This is a genomic window from Mediterraneibacter hominis (assembly GCF_014287475.1).
GTDB classification, from domain to species: domain Bacteria; phylum Bacillota; class Clostridia; order Lachnospirales; family Lachnospiraceae; genus Mediterraneibacter; species Mediterraneibacter hominis.
The window spans coordinates 1-16,898 of the sequence record NZ_JACOPF010000003.1 but is presented as its reverse complement, the minus strand read 5'-3'; the positions used below and the strand labels follow the sequence as shown (position 1 = coordinate 16,898).

At 37.2% G+C, this 16,898-nt stretch carries 21 protein-coding genes and 7 tRNA genes; 4 read left to right on the top strand and 24 right to left on the bottom strand.

Going from position 1 to position 16,898, the window contains the following annotated elements:
- Positions 1 to 124: 124 nt before the first annotated feature.
- Together H8S37_RS13085 and H8S37_RS13080 are read left to right on the top strand one after the other, a co-directional pair.
- On the top strand, positions 125 to 652 hold the full coding sequence (locus tag H8S37_RS13085) for a spore maturation protein (RefSeq protein WP_186876514.1): 528 nt from the start codon (positions 125 to 127) through the stop codon (positions 650 to 652).
- An 84-nt stretch (positions 653 to 736) separates the two neighbouring features.
- Complete coding sequence (locus tag H8S37_RS13080) at positions 737 to 1,414, top strand: ABC transporter ATP-binding protein (protein WP_186876513.1); 678 nt, start codon at positions 737 to 739, stop codon at positions 1,412 to 1,414.
- A 69-nt stretch (positions 1,415 to 1,483) separates the two neighbouring features.
- Here H8S37_RS13080 and rsmI read toward each other — a convergent pair whose 3' ends face one another.
- From rsmI to H8S37_RS13005, 15 genes are all read right to left on the bottom strand, one after another.
- A complete protein-coding gene (gene rsmI, locus H8S37_RS13075) occupies positions 1,484 to 2,320 on the bottom strand; it encodes a 16S rRNA (cytidine(1402)-2'-O)-methyltransferase (RefSeq protein ID WP_186876512.1) in 837 nt (278 codons plus the stop codon).
- A 24-nt stretch (positions 2,321 to 2,344) separates the two neighbouring features.
- Entirely contained in the window at positions 2,345 to 3,037 is a 693-nt protein-coding gene (locus H8S37_RS13070; protein ID WP_186876511.1) for a tRNA1(Val) (adenine(37)-N6)-methyltransferase, read from the bottom strand.
- Complete coding sequence (locus H8S37_RS13065) at positions 3,027 to 3,932, bottom strand: PSP1 domain-containing protein (protein ID WP_186876510.1); 906 nt, start codon at positions 3,930 to 3,932, stop codon at positions 3,027 to 3,029. The genes H8S37_RS13070 and H8S37_RS13065 overlap by 11 nt, the downstream gene beginning before the upstream one ends.
- Positions 3,933 to 3,937: 5 nt before the next feature.
- Positions 3,938 to 4,933, bottom strand: coding sequence for a DNA polymerase III subunit delta' (holB, locus tag H8S37_RS13060; protein WP_186876509.1), 996 nt, complete (start codon positions 4,931 to 4,933; stop codon positions 3,938 to 3,940).
- Positions 4,934 to 5,115: 182 nt separating this feature from the next.
- On the bottom strand, positions 5,116 to 5,568 hold the full coding sequence (locus H8S37_RS13055; RefSeq protein WP_186876508.1) for a phage holin family protein: 453 nt from the start codon (positions 5,566 to 5,568) through the stop codon (positions 5,116 to 5,118).
- Between the two features lie 503 nt (positions 5,569 to 6,071).
- A complete protein-coding gene (locus H8S37_RS13050) occupies positions 6,072 to 6,932 on the bottom strand; it encodes a hypothetical protein (protein ID WP_186876507.1) in 861 nt (286 codons plus the stop codon).
- A 1-nt stretch (position 6,933) separates the two neighbouring features.
- Positions 6,934 to 7,923 (bottom strand): Gp37-like protein, encoded by a 990-nt coding sequence (locus H8S37_RS13045; protein WP_186876506.1) that lies wholly within the window; start codon positions 7,921 to 7,923, stop codon positions 6,934 to 6,936.
- Positions 7,914 to 8,723, bottom strand: coding sequence for a hypothetical protein (locus tag H8S37_RS13040; RefSeq protein WP_207723963.1), 810 nt, complete (start codon positions 8,721 to 8,723; stop codon positions 7,914 to 7,916). The genes H8S37_RS13045 and H8S37_RS13040 overlap by 10 nt, the downstream gene beginning before the upstream one ends.
- Positions 8,723 to 10,153 (bottom strand): phage tail protein, encoded by a 1,431-nt coding sequence (locus H8S37_RS13035; protein ID WP_186876505.1) that lies wholly within the window; start codon positions 10,151 to 10,153, stop codon positions 8,723 to 8,725. The genes H8S37_RS13040 and H8S37_RS13035 overlap by 1 nt, the downstream gene beginning before the upstream one ends.
- Before the next feature lie 72 nt (positions 10,154 to 10,225).
- The gene (locus H8S37_RS13030; RefSeq protein ID WP_186876504.1) at positions 10,226 to 10,393 is read right to left on the bottom strand and encodes a hypothetical protein; all 168 of its coding nucleotides are present in this window, start codon (positions 10,391 to 10,393) and stop codon (positions 10,226 to 10,228) included.
- The gene (locus H8S37_RS13025; RefSeq protein WP_186876503.1) at positions 10,390 to 10,962 is read right to left on the bottom strand and encodes a bacteriophage Gp15 family protein; all 573 of its coding nucleotides are present in this window, start codon (positions 10,960 to 10,962) and stop codon (positions 10,390 to 10,392) included. The genes H8S37_RS13030 and H8S37_RS13025 overlap by 4 nt, the downstream gene beginning before the upstream one ends.
- Positions 10,963 to 10,968: 6 nt before the next feature.
- On the bottom strand, positions 10,969 to 11,364 hold the full coding sequence (locus tag H8S37_RS13020; RefSeq protein ID WP_186876502.1) for a DUF6673 family protein: 396 nt from the start codon (positions 11,362 to 11,364) through the stop codon (positions 10,969 to 10,971).
- A gap of 20 nt (positions 11,365 to 11,384) precedes the next feature.
- The gene (locus H8S37_RS13015) at positions 11,385 to 11,888 is read right to left on the bottom strand and encodes a hypothetical protein (protein ID WP_186876501.1); all 504 of its coding nucleotides are present in this window, start codon (positions 11,886 to 11,888) and stop codon (positions 11,385 to 11,387) included.
- Between the two features lie 17 nt (positions 11,889 to 11,905).
- Positions 11,906 to 12,331, bottom strand: a complete 426-nt coding sequence (locus tag H8S37_RS13010) for a hypothetical protein (RefSeq protein ID WP_186876500.1) — start codon at positions 12,329 to 12,331, stop codon at positions 11,906 to 11,908.
- A 40-nt stretch (positions 12,332 to 12,371) separates the two neighbouring features.
- On the bottom strand, positions 12,372 to 12,635 hold the full coding sequence (locus H8S37_RS13005; RefSeq protein WP_186876499.1) for a hypothetical protein: 264 nt from the start codon (positions 12,633 to 12,635) through the stop codon (positions 12,372 to 12,374).
- Between the two features lie 239 nt (positions 12,636 to 12,874).
- Here H8S37_RS13005 and H8S37_RS13000 point away from each other — a divergent pair, with 239 nt between their 5' ends.
- Both H8S37_RS13000 and H8S37_RS12995 read left to right on the top strand, forming a co-directional pair.
- Positions 12,875 to 13,189 (top strand): helix-turn-helix domain-containing protein, encoded by a 315-nt coding sequence (locus H8S37_RS13000; protein ID WP_186876498.1) that lies wholly within the window; start codon positions 12,875 to 12,877, stop codon positions 13,187 to 13,189.
- Between the two features lie 99 nt (positions 13,190 to 13,288).
- Positions 13,289 to 13,765 (top strand): ImmA/IrrE family metallo-endopeptidase, encoded by a 477-nt coding sequence (locus H8S37_RS12995; RefSeq protein ID WP_186876497.1) that lies wholly within the window; start codon positions 13,289 to 13,291, stop codon positions 13,763 to 13,765.
- A 44-nt stretch (positions 13,766 to 13,809) separates the two neighbouring features.
- Here H8S37_RS12995 and H8S37_RS12990 read toward each other — a convergent pair whose 3' ends face one another.
- From H8S37_RS12990 to H8S37_RS12950, 9 genes are all read right to left on the bottom strand, one after another.
- The gene (locus H8S37_RS12990) at positions 13,810 to 14,394 is read right to left on the bottom strand and encodes a nucleoside/nucleotide kinase family protein (RefSeq protein ID WP_186876496.1); all 585 of its coding nucleotides are present in this window, start codon (positions 14,392 to 14,394) and stop codon (positions 13,810 to 13,812) included.
- Positions 14,387 to 15,826 carry an aminotransferase class I/II-fold pyridoxal phosphate-dependent enzyme gene (locus H8S37_RS12985; RefSeq protein ID WP_186876495.1) on the bottom strand — a complete coding sequence of 480 codons (1,440 nt, stop codon included), beginning with the start codon at positions 15,824 to 15,826 and terminating at the stop codon, positions 14,387 to 14,389. Before H8S37_RS12985 ends, H8S37_RS12990 begins: the two co-directional genes overlap by 8 nt.
- An 81-nt stretch (positions 15,827 to 15,907) precedes the next feature.
- Positions 15,908 to 15,980, bottom strand: a tRNA-Lys gene (locus tag H8S37_RS12980).
- 30 nt (positions 15,981 to 16,010) lie between these two features.
- Positions 16,011 to 16,083, bottom strand: a tRNA-Phe gene (locus tag H8S37_RS12975).
- 44 nt (positions 16,084 to 16,127) lie between these two features.
- Positions 16,128 to 16,201: transfer RNA gene (locus tag H8S37_RS12970), tRNA-Met, on the bottom strand.
- Positions 16,202 to 16,231: 30 nt separating this feature from the next.
- Positions 16,232 to 16,304 (bottom strand) — tRNA-Thr (locus H8S37_RS12965).
- 198 nt (positions 16,305 to 16,502) lie between these two features.
- A tRNA-Tyr gene (locus tag H8S37_RS12960) sits at positions 16,503 to 16,584 on the bottom strand.
- 13 nt (positions 16,585 to 16,597) lie between these two features.
- Positions 16,598 to 16,670 (bottom strand) — tRNA-Val (locus H8S37_RS12955).
- A 5-nt stretch (positions 16,671 to 16,675) separates the two neighbouring features.
- Positions 16,676 to 16,749 (bottom strand) — tRNA-Asp (locus tag H8S37_RS12950).
- Positions 16,750 to 16,898 lie beyond the last annotated feature (149 nt).

The window sequence follows — 16,898 nt, the reverse complement described above, 5'->3', positions numbered from 1 at the left end:
TCCCCTGATATATTTGTAATATCTTATGAAATTTTTCTTACTGATATTCTTAAATAACTGGAATTGCAGCTTTCTAAAAGACATATAAATGAAAAAAGCGCACAAACTATTAGGAGAATTTTGTATGCAGCTTTTTCTTTATATCGCGGACTTTATTGTTCCATTTATCGTTCTCGCAGTCGTTATCTATGGACTGCTCTCTAAAGTCCATGTCTACGACTGTTTTATAAAAGGAGCCAAAAGCGGATTTTTAACAGTTATCCGTCTTATGCCGACATTAATTGGACTTATGGCGGCCGTAGGAATCTTACGTGCCTCTGGATTTCTTGATTTTCTCGGTCATTTATTGGGACAATTTACCTCTTATATCGGATTTCCCGGCGAGCTTGTTCCTTTGACAATTGTTAAAATGTTTTCTTCCTCCGCCGCTACCGGACTTCTCCTGGACAGCTTCAAGGAATATGGTACTGATTCTAGATTAGGATTGATTGCTTCCATTTCTATGTGCTGTACAGAAACCATCTTTTATACAATGAGTGTCTACTTTATGACCGCGCACATAAAAAAGTCCCGCTATACTCTTACAGGCGCCATGATTGCTACATTTGCCGGTTTAGTCGCAAGTGTAATACTGGCCGACAAGATGCTCTGACCCTCCCGCCTCAGGATTGTATTGTTAAAAAGGTTGTGCTAAAATTATGTAAAGAAATGCTTATACTATAAAGGGGGTGTACTCATGGCTAGTGTAACATTTGCACACTTAAAAAAAATATATCCCAACGGATTTGTCTCTGTAAAAGATGTATCTCTCCATATTGACGATGGGGAATTTGTTATATTTCATGGCCCCAGCGGATGTGGAAAATCAACTATTCTGCGGATGATTGGTGGTTTAGAAGATATTACCTCAGGAGAAATTTATCTGGGTAAAGACTTTCTCAACGATATTCTGCCCCGAGACAGAAAATTGGCTATGGCATTTCAAAATTATGTACTTTACCGCCATCTAAACGTATACGATAATATAGCCTTAGGGTTGAGACTGCGGAACTTTCCCCGCAGCGTTGTAGATTCCCGTGTAAAAACCGCAGCTTCTTTTTTTGGCATTTCTCATATACTGAATAAGAAACTAAAGGCAGTCTCTGAATCAGACAAGCAGAAAGTAGCGCTCAGCAGAGCAATTGTCTGCCACCCTAAAGTTCTTCTTGTTGACGAAGATTTCGCACGTCAGAATGAAAGACGGCGTGCAGAAATGATTGCCGATATTAAAAAAATTAATGAAATGCTCGGTATTACAGTCCTGTATGTAACGAATGATTTCCAGGAAGCAGTTGACTTAAAAGAAAAAATCGTTTTTATGAAGGATGGCTGTATCACAGAAATACAGCCTAAAGGTAAAAATTTGACTTCTTAAATAAGCAGTATTAACAAAAAAGACAGCGCGAAAACAGCACTGTCTTTTCTAATAAGAACGTTTTTATTTTTATAGCAAAGCTTTATATATTTCTCTTTTTGATACTCCTCTGTCTTTTGCCACACATTTCATTGCCTCTTTTTTGTCTTTCCCCATTGACAAATAGATCTGCATATGTTCCTCTATTCCCATCTCTTCCCATTTTTCGCGAGCTTCCTGCTTTAATTCCTCTGCACTTTTTCCCTCTATCACCAGAACACATTCTCCCTTTGGTTCATGCTCTGTATAAAATATAACTGCCTCCTCTAAAGTAGATCGCAATACAGCTTCATACTTTTTTGTCAGCTCCCGACATATAGTAATTTTTCTGTTTCCCAATGTTTCCTTTAATAATGCCAATGTCTTGCACAGTCTGTGCGGCGCTTCGTACAAAATAATCGTTCTTGTTTCCTCTGAGAGCTCTTCCAGTATGCGTTCCCTCTCTTTCTTATCCGGCGGCAGAAACGCCTCAAACGCAAATCTGCGCGTAGAAAGTCCTGAAACCGTCAGTGCTGTAATACAGGCCGCGGCACCGGGCAGTGAGGTTACTGTAATTCCTGCTTCATAGCACATACGTACCAATTCTTCTCCCGGATCAGAGATACCCGGAGTGCCCGCATCTGTAATCAGTGCGATATTTTTTCCCTCTTGAAGCTTCTCAACCAGTTTCCGCCCCTTTTCATATTTATTATACTCATGGTAGCTGGTCATTGGTGTCTGTATTTCAAAATGATTTAATAATTTTATACTGTTTCGCGTATCTTCCGCCGCAATCAAATCTGCTTCTTTCAAAGTTCGGATTACACGAAATGTAATGTCCTCCAGATTTCCAATGGGCGTTGCACATAAAAATAATGTCCCTGACATAGAACTACTCCTGTATGTTTTTTCCTATTGATACATCACAATTGGGGGCTCTATCCTGACTCTTGATTTTGCTCCTCTGACTCCCTCTATCAAAACCATTGTAGGTTCTTTATGAATATATGGATGTACAAATTGAATTCTTTTCGGCTCTATTTTGTACTGATTCATTTTCACCATAATTTCTGTCAGTCTGAACGGCCGGTGTATCATATAAAATCTGCCTTTATCCTGCATCAGCTTCATGCTCTCCCGCAAAATATCGTCCAATGTGCACAATACTTCATGCCGCGCAATTGCTATAGCATCCTTCGGATTTTGTAAACCATGCTGATAAACCATATAAGGTGGATTTACTGTAATCACATCAAAAAAGGCAGGCTTAAAAATTTGTGCTGCCTCTTTGATATCTCCTGTCACAATTTTAATTTTATTTTCCAGATGGTTATGCTCCACACTGCGGCGTGCCATCTGTGCACTCTCCTCTTGTATTTCCAATCCGGTAAAGCACTTTCCCTTCGTCTTTGCCGACAGCAAAATCGGAATAATTCCCGTTCCTGTTCCCATATCTAATACAGTTTCATCCTCTTTTACTTTTACAAAGTCTGAAAGAAGCACTGCATCTACCCCAAAACAAAACCTCTCCGGATTCTGTATCAACTCCAGTCCGTTTAACTGCAAGTCGTCCAGCCTCTCTCCCGGCAGCAAATTATTTGTCATCTAATTTAGACGCTCCTTCATTCTTTTCCAATTCCGCGAGTTTTTTCATCTCTTCTTTCGAAATCTTGGATTTTTTTCTTCTAGGTTTAAATTTTAATTCCTCTGCCTTATATTCCCGAATTTCCTTCTCATCGTTTTCTAAATTGACAATTACTTTAACTTGTTTGCGTAAAACACTTAAAGAATGTACTGTACCTGTCAGTCCGTCCATTGTAGTTACATTGTCTCCAACAGATGGCAGCTGGCTGTTGAGTTCCTCATAAGTTTCTTCTTCATTTGTCAGACAGCACATCAGCCTGCCACACACTCCAGATATTTTAGTTGGATTCAAGGACAGATTCTGTTCTTTCGCCATTTTAATAGAGACTGCGGCAAACTCTGACAAATAGGTGCTGCAACACAGAGGACGTCCGCATATGCCAATCCCTCCACGGATCTTCGTTTCATCCCTCACGCCAATCTGCCGCAATTCGATTCTCGTTCTGAAAACTGCCGCCAAATCCTTTACCAGTTCCCGAAAGTCAATTCTCCCGTCTGCCGTAAAGTAAAACAAAACTTTATTGTTATCAAACGTATATTCTGCATCTATCAGCTTCATTTCGAGGCCATGCTTCCGTATCTTTTCCAGGCAAATTTGGAATGCTTCTTTTTCTTTTTCTTTGTTCTTGCTTACTGTCTTTTCATCCTGTTCCGTTGCAATCCGAATAACAGGCTTCAGCGGCTGAACTACTTCTTCATCCTTTACTTCCTTAGGTCCGCTGACCACTCTGCCGTACTCTACGCCTCGCGCTGTCTCCACAATCACGTGATCTCCCTGTTGGATCGTCAGTTTCCCCGGTGCAAAAAAATAAATTTTGCCAGCGGGCCTGAATCTTACGCCAATTACTTTTGTCATTCTTCCTAGTTCTCCTTTATCGTCAATAAAAGTAGCTCCATCGTCAATTCAAAATTCACATTCGCCTTCATTCTTGCTTTTGCTTTTTCCAATGCATCCAAAATGTTTTCGATTCCCTCATAGGAACTTTTGCTTGCACGTTCTTTGATGAACTTAAGCTGATCTGAAAACACAACCCTGTCCACATTCTTCGTTGCCTTATAGATAAGTACATCTCTGTACCAGATTGCAATCACATCCAGATAATCATTTATTTCTAATTTATACGTCATGCATTTCTTCACAGCTTCCATCAGTTCACTGACATTCATCTCATTTATACCACGCAGCAAATGCACTGCTTCTTCTTTGATTTCATTAAAGTACTCTGATGTAGCAAGCATGATCGCCTTTCCCATATTTCCCTGGGCAAATGCTACACATACGTCTGCTTTATAGTCTGGTATTTCCATCTGTTCCATCAGGTACTTTTTGACAAGCTGATCTTTGATGTTTCTTAGCTTCATCATTACACACCTGGACCGGATTGTCGGCAGTAATATTTCTGCATTTTCTGTAAGAAGCATAATTACTGCATACTGGGGCGGTTCCTCAATTGTCTTTAAAAGAGCATTCTGTGCCTGTACACTCATTAAGTCCGCATCTGGAATAATATAAATTTTGTATTTACTGCTATATGGCTTAATCACAATGTCATTGTTTACCTGCTCCCGAATGTCGTCCACACTTATCGTATTAGGCTTTTCATGCGTTACCCGAATAATATCCGGCTGATTTCCACTAAGCGCTTGTCTGCATGACTGGCATTTCCCACATGCATCTCCATCTTCATCACGCTCCTGGCACTGTAAGCTCATAGCAAATAAGTTTGCCAGCATTTTTTTACCTGCTCCTCTTTCCCCATTTAAAATATATGCATGGGAAACAGCATCTGCCTTTACTGCATTTCCAATATATTTAATAATATTTTTGTGACCTACTACGTCTTTAAAACCACTCATTTTATCACCTGCTGTTTCTTTCATATAAAATCATTTCGTATATAGCTTTTCTTTTATACACTCTATTTTACAACAATTTTCTTACAAAAATGTAAACTTCTTGATAAGTATACCATATTTTCATATGAAGATATAGTCCTAAACTCTGACAGCAGGTATTTTAAATCCCAAATTATTATCTTTTACTCTTTCTTTTTCTGAGAATCTATCTGTGGCTTATTTTCCACCTGACCTTTTATATAATATATCACTTTTTCAAGGAATCCAGGAAGTGGAATACCAATATCTACAATATTCTCTAAAATGCTGATTAATTCATTGCAGACTAGCCATACTGCCACTAAGGAAGAAATTAGAAAAGTAAATGAAATTCCTAATGTTGAAGCTGAATATATAATTACCTGGTCTATTATAACTCCAACTGCAATTAACAGCCACATAGTAACTTTTCTAATAATCCCTTTTATGCTTTTATAAGAGTTTATTTTTTCATTCCTTTTTGGCGTTGCCATCAGTCCTGTAATATAATCAAGAATATTACAAAATATAAGTAGTACCGTAGGAACAAATAGTATACCTAGTGCACTCGATAACATCCCCCAAAAAGAAATAAATATTATTTTTATTTCTTTCATACACTCCTCCTTTCTAGCTTATCTATGTCGCTCCACAAAAAAATCTCTATTTTGCTTCAGAGTTATATGCCAATAAAATATTACTGAAAATATACGAATTTTTTGCAAGTGAAAACAATTCCTATTAGTATTTATAAATGTATAATTACTGTTATATCATCAATTAAATGCTAATTTGATTGATGAATGGGATAAAAACAACAATTGGTACTATTGCAAATGGAATAATGGATACATAGAAGTATAGAGCACATCTACAACCGATAGCACAGGAGTTACAAGAGAAATTTCCTTTCCTGTCGGCTTTGATATAAGCAAAATGGATATACGAACGCAAGTTACCGCAGCCTATATTCTTAATAGCGGCTATACAGCAGGTTTTACACATTCCGTGCAAGTTTATGACCGTGGTAGAAAATGCACATCTATACAAGGGACTTAGATGGAAAAGTCCCGCCAGCAGGAGTGCCAGTAATGTGTTATGTATTGGTAGATGGAAATAATTATTTCCATGTTCCAGTCGCGCACCAGTGTATTCGTAATGTAGGATTTGCACCTGTAGGCTGAATTACGACCACTGCAAAACCTGTTTTATTCGTGCTGCCTGTCGAGGTTTTTAGCCATTGAAGTCCATTTGAAAAAACAGTAGCTACAACACGTGCAGTTGTTTTTGATTCAACAGGGAATGGTATTGCTTTGTCAGCAGAGTAATAAATACCATTTACCACGTTTCCTGACGGAATTGAAAATGTACCAAGATAAGCTCCCCACATTTCCAGCGTACCGTTATTCCACTTTCGATAATGACCGTTGTCATTTTCGCCTTCTTCGACAATGTAATTAGCATTTAACTGCTCTAACTCTTCTTTTATTTTTTTAATTCCTACAATCACATTAAATAACGGCTCAACACTCTCTACATTTAATCCATTCAGTTTTATACGATATAATGGATACTGTCTACATGTCTCATTCTTATATATATTTCCAGAGATATATTCTGGATCTTCTGCTGTCTCTCCTGGCACTCCCTTAATATATACAATTTTCATTTCTTCTACCGACGTATTCGCCTCTATTTGTGCAACTACGAAATCATTTCTATATTGATTCTGTGTACCATTCTCTATGACGACATCTTCATATTCACCAAATGGAATACGGCCTATCGCTCCTCCCACTGCTAAAGCACCATCATAAATTCTAAATTGATTGTTCGTAATCAATTCACCTCTTAACTTCTCCCCTACATCAATCACACCATCCATCCCTATAACAGCTTCCCAAATAGCTCTATCATCTGATGCATTAATATGCGCCTCTTTTTCTGGCGCAGTCTCGATTGTAATTCCTTTTAAACTCATATTATTCACCAACCTTATACTCTATTGAATATTCATTATTACTTAGTTTCAAAATTTTCTCACTTATCGGCTGTTTCATGTAAAGACCGGTTATTCTCTCACGACCTCCTACAATATCTCCAACCCCTACTTCTATATCTTGTACAGTTATTTCTAATGTTGTACTGTCTAACATTTCTTCTAATTTTGATTTTCCTTCCTCCATCATTTTATTTTTATCTGTTTCATTTGTCATTTCATAAACTGACGTACGTTCTTTCATACCTGTCATCTTCTGTACCTGTCCAATATTTCCATTTTCATCTGCATATAGATGAACCATCGGTCTTATTGCCGCTTCCTCATCTCCAAGAACAATTAGATGATTATACCCTTTGTGATCTTCTTGTGTTGTAAAATGTACTTTATTATCATTGCTATATTCAATCTCCTCCGAATAATCTACAATCTTTACAGCTCTTAATATAACATTACCAGATATATCATAGCTTTTATAAGTAATCTCCAATTTTGCACCATATGTTTCCAGCATACGTGTCAGTCCATCCAAGACAGAAACACACGGTTCAAATGTATATTCCTTTATATTAATACCACTGTCAGAAATAGATGCAATAAAACAGTCACCAAATTTCCCACTAATTATCTGTGCTATTATGGTATTTGCCTCTCCAGATACAGTTAAAGCGTCTTTGGTATCCGGCGGTATAATATATTTTACCGCAAGTAATCCCCTCCATGTATCACCTTGTAAAAATACCGTGTCTTCTAAAGTAGACGTTTTTCTATATAATATAATTCCGCCATATTCTGTCTCAGGTATATAAATTCTGTCATAAAACTTATATCCCAACTTTTCATAGTCCGTTAAAGAAAGTGTCAACTCAAAGTCATTCTCATTTCCTATTTCCAAATCTAATTCGGCCGATGCATCCAAAAAGCCTTTTTCGCGCCCACTTTCGTCCGATATAATCATGTCTGTTATCCGCATTTAGGCTGACTCCTTTCTTTTAGTAAAATAATATCAAAACCAAATTTTCCATTCCATTTTACCTTATTCATCCCTTGCGGTATTTTACAAAAAATGTCCTGTATTTTATTACGATTATTAAATACGTTTTTCTGCTTTCCTGCATTTTCAGTAACTGTTATTGTACCTTTGGCACTGTCAATCGTTAAATATTCTCCTGCCTCGAGTAATATATTGACCTGGTATAAATGCTCACTAATAAATACTGCCGGTGCAGATACTGGCCCAAATATAATCATACGAAAATCAGAAGCTACATAATGGTCATTGTATAATGTACGATTTGAAAACCCATTGGTATAACGATAAGGATATCTATATGGATATTCTTTATTATTGTCCGCCTCTTCACTAATTGGTTCAAAATGTACAGTCTCTTCTCTTATCCAATAAGGGTAATCTGTCACAACTGTCAACTCTGTCACAGCTAAAATATCTGATTCCCATTCTGTCTTTTTAGAGCTTGTAATATAACATTGAATGTATTGATCATTGATATATAATTTCCCCGGTGTCACAGTCAGAATATCCTTCTCAAATATTTCTGTCACCCGATCCAACGCCCTATGATACTCTTCTTTTTTAGCAAATATCTCAAATTTCAATGCTATTTCAACGATTTCTTTCCCAAAGCCACTGATACGTCCTCCTGAGGAAATTGTTTCCCACTCATAATCTAATAAATCGCCGGACAACAAATGATATGGATACTGTTTTAAATCTATGGTTTCTCCAAAATGATTTTTATAATATACTTTCATTATAATGTCACCAGTCCTCCTTCCTTCAAAGCACGGTTTACCTGTCTGCCATTCAAAAATACAGGTCTGGTATCCCGTTCCCTGTTTAATTTCCTCTGCCTACGTTCATATTCATCAAAATCAAACACCTGCTTTCCTGCAGAGTATACATTGGAATATCCATTTCCAGAAACTAAATTTTTTCCGTTATAAGATAATGCCTGTATAACATCCTGCTGTACATTCCCCATTATATTATCAATTCCTTTTTTTAATTGTTTCCTAGGTACATTTCTCTCAAAACCAATTCCAAGGCCGACTGCCATCATTTTACCTACTTCATCTCGGAAAACTTTTGATGGAGAACCAATCCCTAATTTATCTTTTACCCAGTTAACCGCACTACTTGCCAGATCTTTTACTGCGTCCATCAAAAACTTAGCTGCCTTTGAAAGCCCGTCCTTAATACCTTGTATAATATTACTTCCTATTTCTCCCCAATCAACTGAAGTAAATCCATCCTTTATAGATGAAATAATTTGAGGAATTGCAGACAAAATATTCGGAATTGCATTAATAAGCCCTATAACTAGGCCTCCTATTAATTGTATGCCTGCTGATATAATCGTAGGAAGGTTACCCGCCAGCGAACTAACCAACGTCATAATCATCTGTAAAGCGGTTGGTATTAATGTTGGAAGCTGAGCTGCAATTCCCGTTACTAATCCATATAAAATCTGCATTCCTCCGTTAATAATATACGGTAAATTTACTGTGATAACTTCCATTAGCTGATTTAACAAATAAGCACCTTGTTCAATCAATGACGGAAGAGCTGCCGTAATTCCATTGCAAAGATTTGTTATAATTCCCGGGCCTTTCTCCACCATCATGAGTAAAATCTGGTCTATCTGCTCTCCGTATGTCTGATATAATAATCCCAGACCTGCTGTTACAATGCCTAAAACTGCCCCCATATTCAGCGCCATTATAAATCCCTGAACAATCGTTGAACATACGCCTAGAAAATTTTGTCCAAATATTGATACTATATCCAGCACTGCTGAAAACTTTTCACTCGTTACTCCTGTTGCTTCTCCTATTTTTGCTGTCAATTTCCCAACTTCTCCATCTGTTATACTATCAAGGGAGGAAAAAAGACTTCCTACCGTAGAAGTCATTGTCGAAACAACGGACTCTGCGCTTGCCCCCATTCCGGAAAACAAACTATCTACTCCGGACACCATACCTGAAAATCCCGAATGTACCGTTGATATCATACCAACCCATCCTGATGCAGCACCCGATAAAACTCCCGATACCTCATTTATAGTTCCTACAAATTCCATCAAAGATATATCCGTACTGCTTAACATATTTTCTATCATTGATAAGCCCGTTTCAAAAGCTTCCGTGTCTATTCCAATTGCTGTAAAATCTTCATTTGCCATATTACCATCCTTTCTTATATGCACGGCTCAATGGCTCACATATGCTTATATACAGTTATAAATTCTTTTATCTTATATCTCTACTTTTACTTCTCGTCCGCATTTTTTGCAGCGGATATAAACTCCGCTGCATCTTGCGGTATTATCATAAATCATTAAATTCTGTCTACAATCCGGATATGGACAGCAAAACCATTTTCTTTCAACGGGAAGCCTGCTTTTTTTTACTATCCTATTCATGAAAACATATCTCCTATCTCATAATCTCCCGGTATCCTGCCGGTAGAGTGCAGGGCAATCTGCTTTTTAATTTTCCGGATTCTTTTTCTTTCTTCTTTATCTTTTACTTCATTGAGATTGATCGTACGATACAGTATTCTCTGTTTTATTTCTGTATTTTCCGGTAGGCCTTCAAACAATATCTTAAATTTCCACCAATGCATATAAGTTACAGTATCAAGTTCAATTCCATAACATTGTAAAAATGCACAATAGATACATTCTGCATCTTCCGTATAAGAAAATGCCTGCAGTCCTTGTCCTGCATTTCCTATTCTGCTGTCACTCTGTAAAAATGTGTCACTTCTATTTCCACTGAGAAATTTCCCCAATGCCTGTACTGCTTCTTCATATTCTGCTGGAATATCTATATACCACTGCATAAGAAGCAGCATTTTTTCATGGTTCATAACTGTATCATCTTCCATAAGCTCTATAAATTTTATCCATTCTCGGAAGTCTGTTACAATTCGATATTTTCGGCCACATACTGTAACATGATGCGGAAACCTTTCATAAAGAACATTCACTCTTTATCACCTGCTATATTGGGGACTTCCTTTCTTTCCTTTCTGGTATCCACCATAATTTTTATTTCCCTTTATTTTCACATAATACTTATTAAAACGGTCATCTACTCTTTTCCCTTCTTCTTCATAAAATGTAGTAAGAGATTCAATAGAATGAAGGGCATGTTCAAGACTGTTCTTTCCTTCTAATATCTTTCTGCCAGCTCCTTCCCCAAATAGCCTATCATAAAAACGTTCAAAACATGCTATTTGTCCACGGACTATATCACTGCTTTTTCCCACTTTAGGAACATTCTTACTTTCCTGATCTAGCTGTCCTTGTGCAGCTTCTAATTTTTCCAAAAAATCTGCATCCGTAAAATCAATCTCTGTCTCAAAACCCTCAAATTTCCATAGGCTCATAGGCTCACCCTCACTTTCTCTTATTCTTTTGGAATTTCTCCTTCTGTAAATGTACAGGTATTCCACTTATCTGTCGTTGTACAGTATCCTTTTACAATTTCAGAAGAAGCTTTAAAAGTACCACTGTAAATCAATGCATCTGTTCCATCTCCTGTTGTATCAGGAACTACACTGTATGTTCTTTTTCTCGCTGGGCATCTTCCTTGGCTATCCTCTTCAAAAATGTCTGCTGTAACAATTTCTACCAGAGCACCTGTCCCTACAACTTCGTCATCTGTAATTTCTGCAATTTTCGTATGTACCGGATTGTCAGAATAGCGGTCAAAAGAATACTCGATTCCCGTGGCATAGCCAACAACATCTGTCCGTTCTGTAGCCTCATCTACATACTGCCGACTATATTCTTTTGCTTCTTTTGCTTCACTCATAGCAGTAAATGCTGTCATTTTTGAATATTTATCGTCTTCCATTCCTAAAAATGCTAGTCTTTTATGTCTTCCTACTAATTTCTGTGTCTCTGTCATAATTCATACTTCCTTTCCTATTTATAAATAAATCTTCCTATTAGTTGAAATCTAGCTGTTTCCTCCTTTTCAGAAAAAGCCCATCCATCTTCTATAATCTGGATGTCTATCGGTGTATATCCCGATAATGTCGGATATTTCTCTTCAGCCCTCTGTTCTTCCAGCCATTCCTCAAAATACTGGGGAAATCCATCTTTTACAATTTTTTGGCGAAGCTGTGCATCATACAAGGCAATGGATGACAGCTTAAAAATTATCTGCCGAATACACGTTCCATCAGTATACTTTTTATATATTTTTCCTTCATCTGCTAAATCAATGGAATAAGGCATTCCTTCTTCTAAAGAAGGAATATCTACTTTTCCATTCTCCATAAAAGGACAAGACATTATATATTCACATATACTAGAAATCACTGGTTTTTGCATTGTTTTGTTTGACATCTAAGCTCCTTTCATAGGGTACGGATATAAAAATCTATCGTCAGATAAATGCTATCAACATTTTTCTTTTTTCTCCTGTCTCTGCATGGATAATTTCTTCGAGAATTTTTTTATACATGGCTTCTTCTTTTATAGTCTTATTTTCTTTTTCAATATCTTGGACATATTTCTGTGTTTCCTGAAATTTCTTTTCTAACTCTAGTCGTTTTCTTTTTTCTCTTTCTATATCCATGCCATTCCATGCCATAATCTGGCCAACTGTCTTTTTATCCAAACCAAGATTCATTAAATCCTTTCTTTTCATACCGTCTCCTTTCAAAAATTTTACATCATACGACTATTTTACGTCTTATCTGCCGACACTTTGCGTTTACGCAAGTTTTTATATAAAAAAATATTAAATACTTTCTTTTTTTGCGTTTACGCAATTCTTAATCTTATAATACCATAATTTCCCAACTTGTCAACACATTTTTTTCGTTTACGCAATTTTATTTGCTTTTACGCAATATTGTGTTATTATAATATTTAGGAGGTGTTTCTATGGAAGTAAATAAACTCATAAAAAAGAGAAGAACGGAACTAGGATTAACTTTAAAGGATGTTGCCGCTGCTTTAGGAACTGCTGAATCTACAGTTTCACGATATGAATCGAACAACATTCAAAACATGGGAATTGATAAAATAGAAGCCCTTGCTCGCGTCTTGCAGTGTTCCCCTGCTTATCTATTAGGATGGGAAGATGAAGAACCTGTAACTATCGCTGCACATCTTGATACTTCCGATTTAACGCAAGATGAACTTGATGATGTAGCTTCCTATATTGAATTTATCAGGAACAAACGTGAAAAATTATAATATATAATAATCCATAAAAACTTCATCTTTAAATATATTCTTCCGTCCTGTTTATAGTACAGGTTCTTTTATATACTAAACACAGGAGATGATATAACATTGAATAAATATGAGAAACTTTTGAATGAAGCCGTTTCAGAAGGCATTTCTGTAGACGAAAATTATACCTTTAGAGGAAAACTAAAAGGGCTCTATATAAACGGCAGTATAGCCCTATCAGATCAATTAGATACCACGGCAGAGAAATCCTGTATTCTCGCTGAGGAATTAGGACATCATTATACATCCTACGGAAATATCCTAAACTTGTCTAATATTCAAAATGCAAAACAAGAACATCAAGCACGTGGATGGGCATTTGATAAACAAATAGGGCTTCAAGGCTTAATCGATGCTTTTGAATATGGATGTAATACGTCTTATGAAACTGCAGAATTTCTGGAGGTGACAGAAATATTCCTACAGGAAGCAATAGATTATTACCGAAATAAGTTTGGCGCTTCCGTAATACATAATAATTATTATATTTTATTTATTCCCAACTTGGCAGTTGGAAAATTAGTAAAGAAAGATTAAATGGAGAAAGACAGTCTTACCCTAAAAATGTCTTTTAAAAGCCTCTACAATCTTTTTATTATAAATGCTTCAATTTCACTTAGGCATTTTTCAAACTCTATATTTTGAAATCTATTCTCAACTCCTATTTCTTTCAGCTTTTCATCAGAAAAGTCTTTTTCATCTGCCAGAAATCTCCTGCACATTTCTGCATATTTAGGAGATTTCTGCAGACGCTCTCGTTTTAATGCCCGTTCAAGACGCAGATCATCTCTTACTTCGATATAAATCGGAACCAAATTCTCCTCCCCAAAATAGTCACACATGTCTCTAAAAGATTCTAATGTTCCAATGACCAGATAACTGCTTTCTCCTAAATCAATTTGTCCGTCATCCGCAGTAAAGTACTTCCATATGCCGCACTGTGTATGATATGACCTTAGTTCAATAATCTTATTTCTTTGCTTCATACTGGCAAGTACAGCCTCATTAACAAAATAATAATCCTCTCCATCCTTTTCTCCAGAACGAATCGGACGAGTTGTATAAAGTATAATTGTCTTTAATTGCGGGCATTTCTTCCGCAGCTCTTTAAATATAGAATCTTTTCCCGAAGAACTTTTCCCCATAATATAAAAAATTTTATGCATCTATCCACACCTCTATTTTGCCATTTTTCTTAAGCCCTTGTATCTGAAATCCTAATTCTCGAAATTTATATAAACTAAGCTGTACTTCTTTTGAAATTTGTTCACCCGGTACAATCAAAGGGATACCTGGAGGATAAATATAGGCATATTCCGCAGAAACATATCCTTCACTTATTTCCCATGCTATACTTTTTAAATTTCCTGTATTCCTATCTCTTTTTGACATATCTATTTTTTTTCTTAATTCCGCACTCGTATATTTTCTGTCAAGCTTAGGAAGATAACTTTGTGTCATCTTCTTTCTGCTATTTTTGCTTTCCTTCAACACTATATTTGGGTCTATCTCTAAAAGCGCACTATGAAGCCGCTGCATCCCTTCTGGAGTATCCGCTACAGAGGTCATTCCTAATACATAACTTCCTGCTGCCATTTCCATTTGTAAATGATATTTCTTCAATAAAATATTATATATATCCTTTCCCGTATATTCCGTATCCCTTGCAGAAATAACAATTTTAGAAAGATCATACTCTCTTGTCTGCTGTAGACTTAATTTTTTTAATTTTTGCAATTCCTTTCTTGTTTCTTTTAGTAACTCTACATAATCTTCAAAATATTCTGCTCCCTTTTCTTCTATTTTAGAAATGCACACATCAATAGACGCCATCAGAACATAGGAAGGACTGCTTGTCTGTAACATATCCAGATAATAACATACTCTCTGCCAATCAACAATACTGCCGTTTTTATGCAGAAGCGCTGTCTGTGTCAAAGAAGGCAATGTTTTATGAAGGCTATGTATAACAATATCAGCCCCCTTTTGATTTGCATTTTCAGGAAAATATGGATGAAATCCAAAATGCGCCCCATGTGCTTCGTCCACAACCAAAGGAATCTTATATTGATGGACAACAGCGCTGATTTTAGCTACATCTGAAAGTACTCCGTCATAAGTCGGGGATGTAATAACTACTGCTCTTATATTGGGAATTTCCTGCAACATTTTTTGAACTGCCTCTGGATCTATCTCTCCATTTAAGTCTTTATCTGGATAAAATTCCGGATATATATATATAGGAATCAATTTATTTAAAACGACTGCATGATACACTGACTTATGGCAATTCCGCGCTATCAGTATCTTATCTCCTTCTTCCGTAACTCCTAAAATGGCACTAAGTATGCCCGCTGTACTCCCGTTGATCAGAACTGCTGTTTCCTGTGCATGATAAATCCTAGAAGCACGCTTTTGTAATTCTTTTAATATACCCTGCGGATGATGCAGATCGTCAAATCCCTCTATTTCCGTAATATCAATCTCATATGGCAATCCAACCTGAGAAAAACATAAATTCCTTTTATGTCCCGGCATATGAAAGCCATAATAATCCGACTCGCTGTACTCTTTTAATTTTTTATATAGCGATTTCATATTCTTTCTCCAAAATACTTTAAAGTTCATTAATATAGCAAAAAAGCGCAAGCCACAAATGGATTACGCTGTTTCTTCTTATGAGAGTGCGGGGATTCGAACCCCGGACAACTTGATTAAAAGTCAAGTGCTCTACCACCTGAGCTACACTCCCATATTCAATTTATTCTCTTTACAGAGAAAATGCCCAGAGCCGGAATCGAACCAGCGACACGAGGATTTTCAGTCCTCTGCTCTACCAACTGAGCTATCTGGGCATATACACTAAAGTCCGTATACAACTTCAAGAACTTCGTGTGAGTTGCGGGGGCAGGATTTGAACCTGCGACCTTCGGGTTATGAGCCCGACGAGCTTCCAGACTGCTCCACCCCGCGTTATTAAATTTTCTATCTCTATCGAGATAAAGCCGATGATCGGACTCGAACCGATAACCTGCTGATTACAAATCAGCTGCTCTGCCAATTGAGCCACATCGGCAATTCATGTTTCCTTTCGAGCAACTGATTTGTAATCAGCGCTCTGCCTGTGATTGACTTCCATCAATCTCATTAAATTGCGCCACATTGGCAATTTCTAATTTTCTTTCATACAACATAAACTAATAGTTGACATTGTCCGATTCCCAGAACTTTATCGGCTAACAGATGAAGAAAGATCCTAACCATTCAACATCAATGGATGGAGAAGGATTCGAACCTTCGAAGGCGTTGCCAACAGATTTACAGTCTGCCCCCTTTGGCCACTCGGGAATCCATCCATTTCTTTTTGAGTGGGGCCTATAGGGCTCGAACCTATGACCCTCTGCTTGTAAGGCAGATGCTCTCCCAGCTGAGCTAAGACCCCACATACGACCCAGAAGAGACTCGAACTCTCGACCTCCGCCGTGACAGGGCGGCGCTCTAACCAACTGAGCCACTGGGCCACACTATTTTACTTATCAGGTTATACCCTGAAAACTACATATAAAAGAAATCATCATCCAACCTATCACCTGCTTGGTTATGCCCTCGACCTATTAGTAACAGTCAGCTCCATGTGTTGCCACACTTCCACCTCTGCCCTATCTACCTC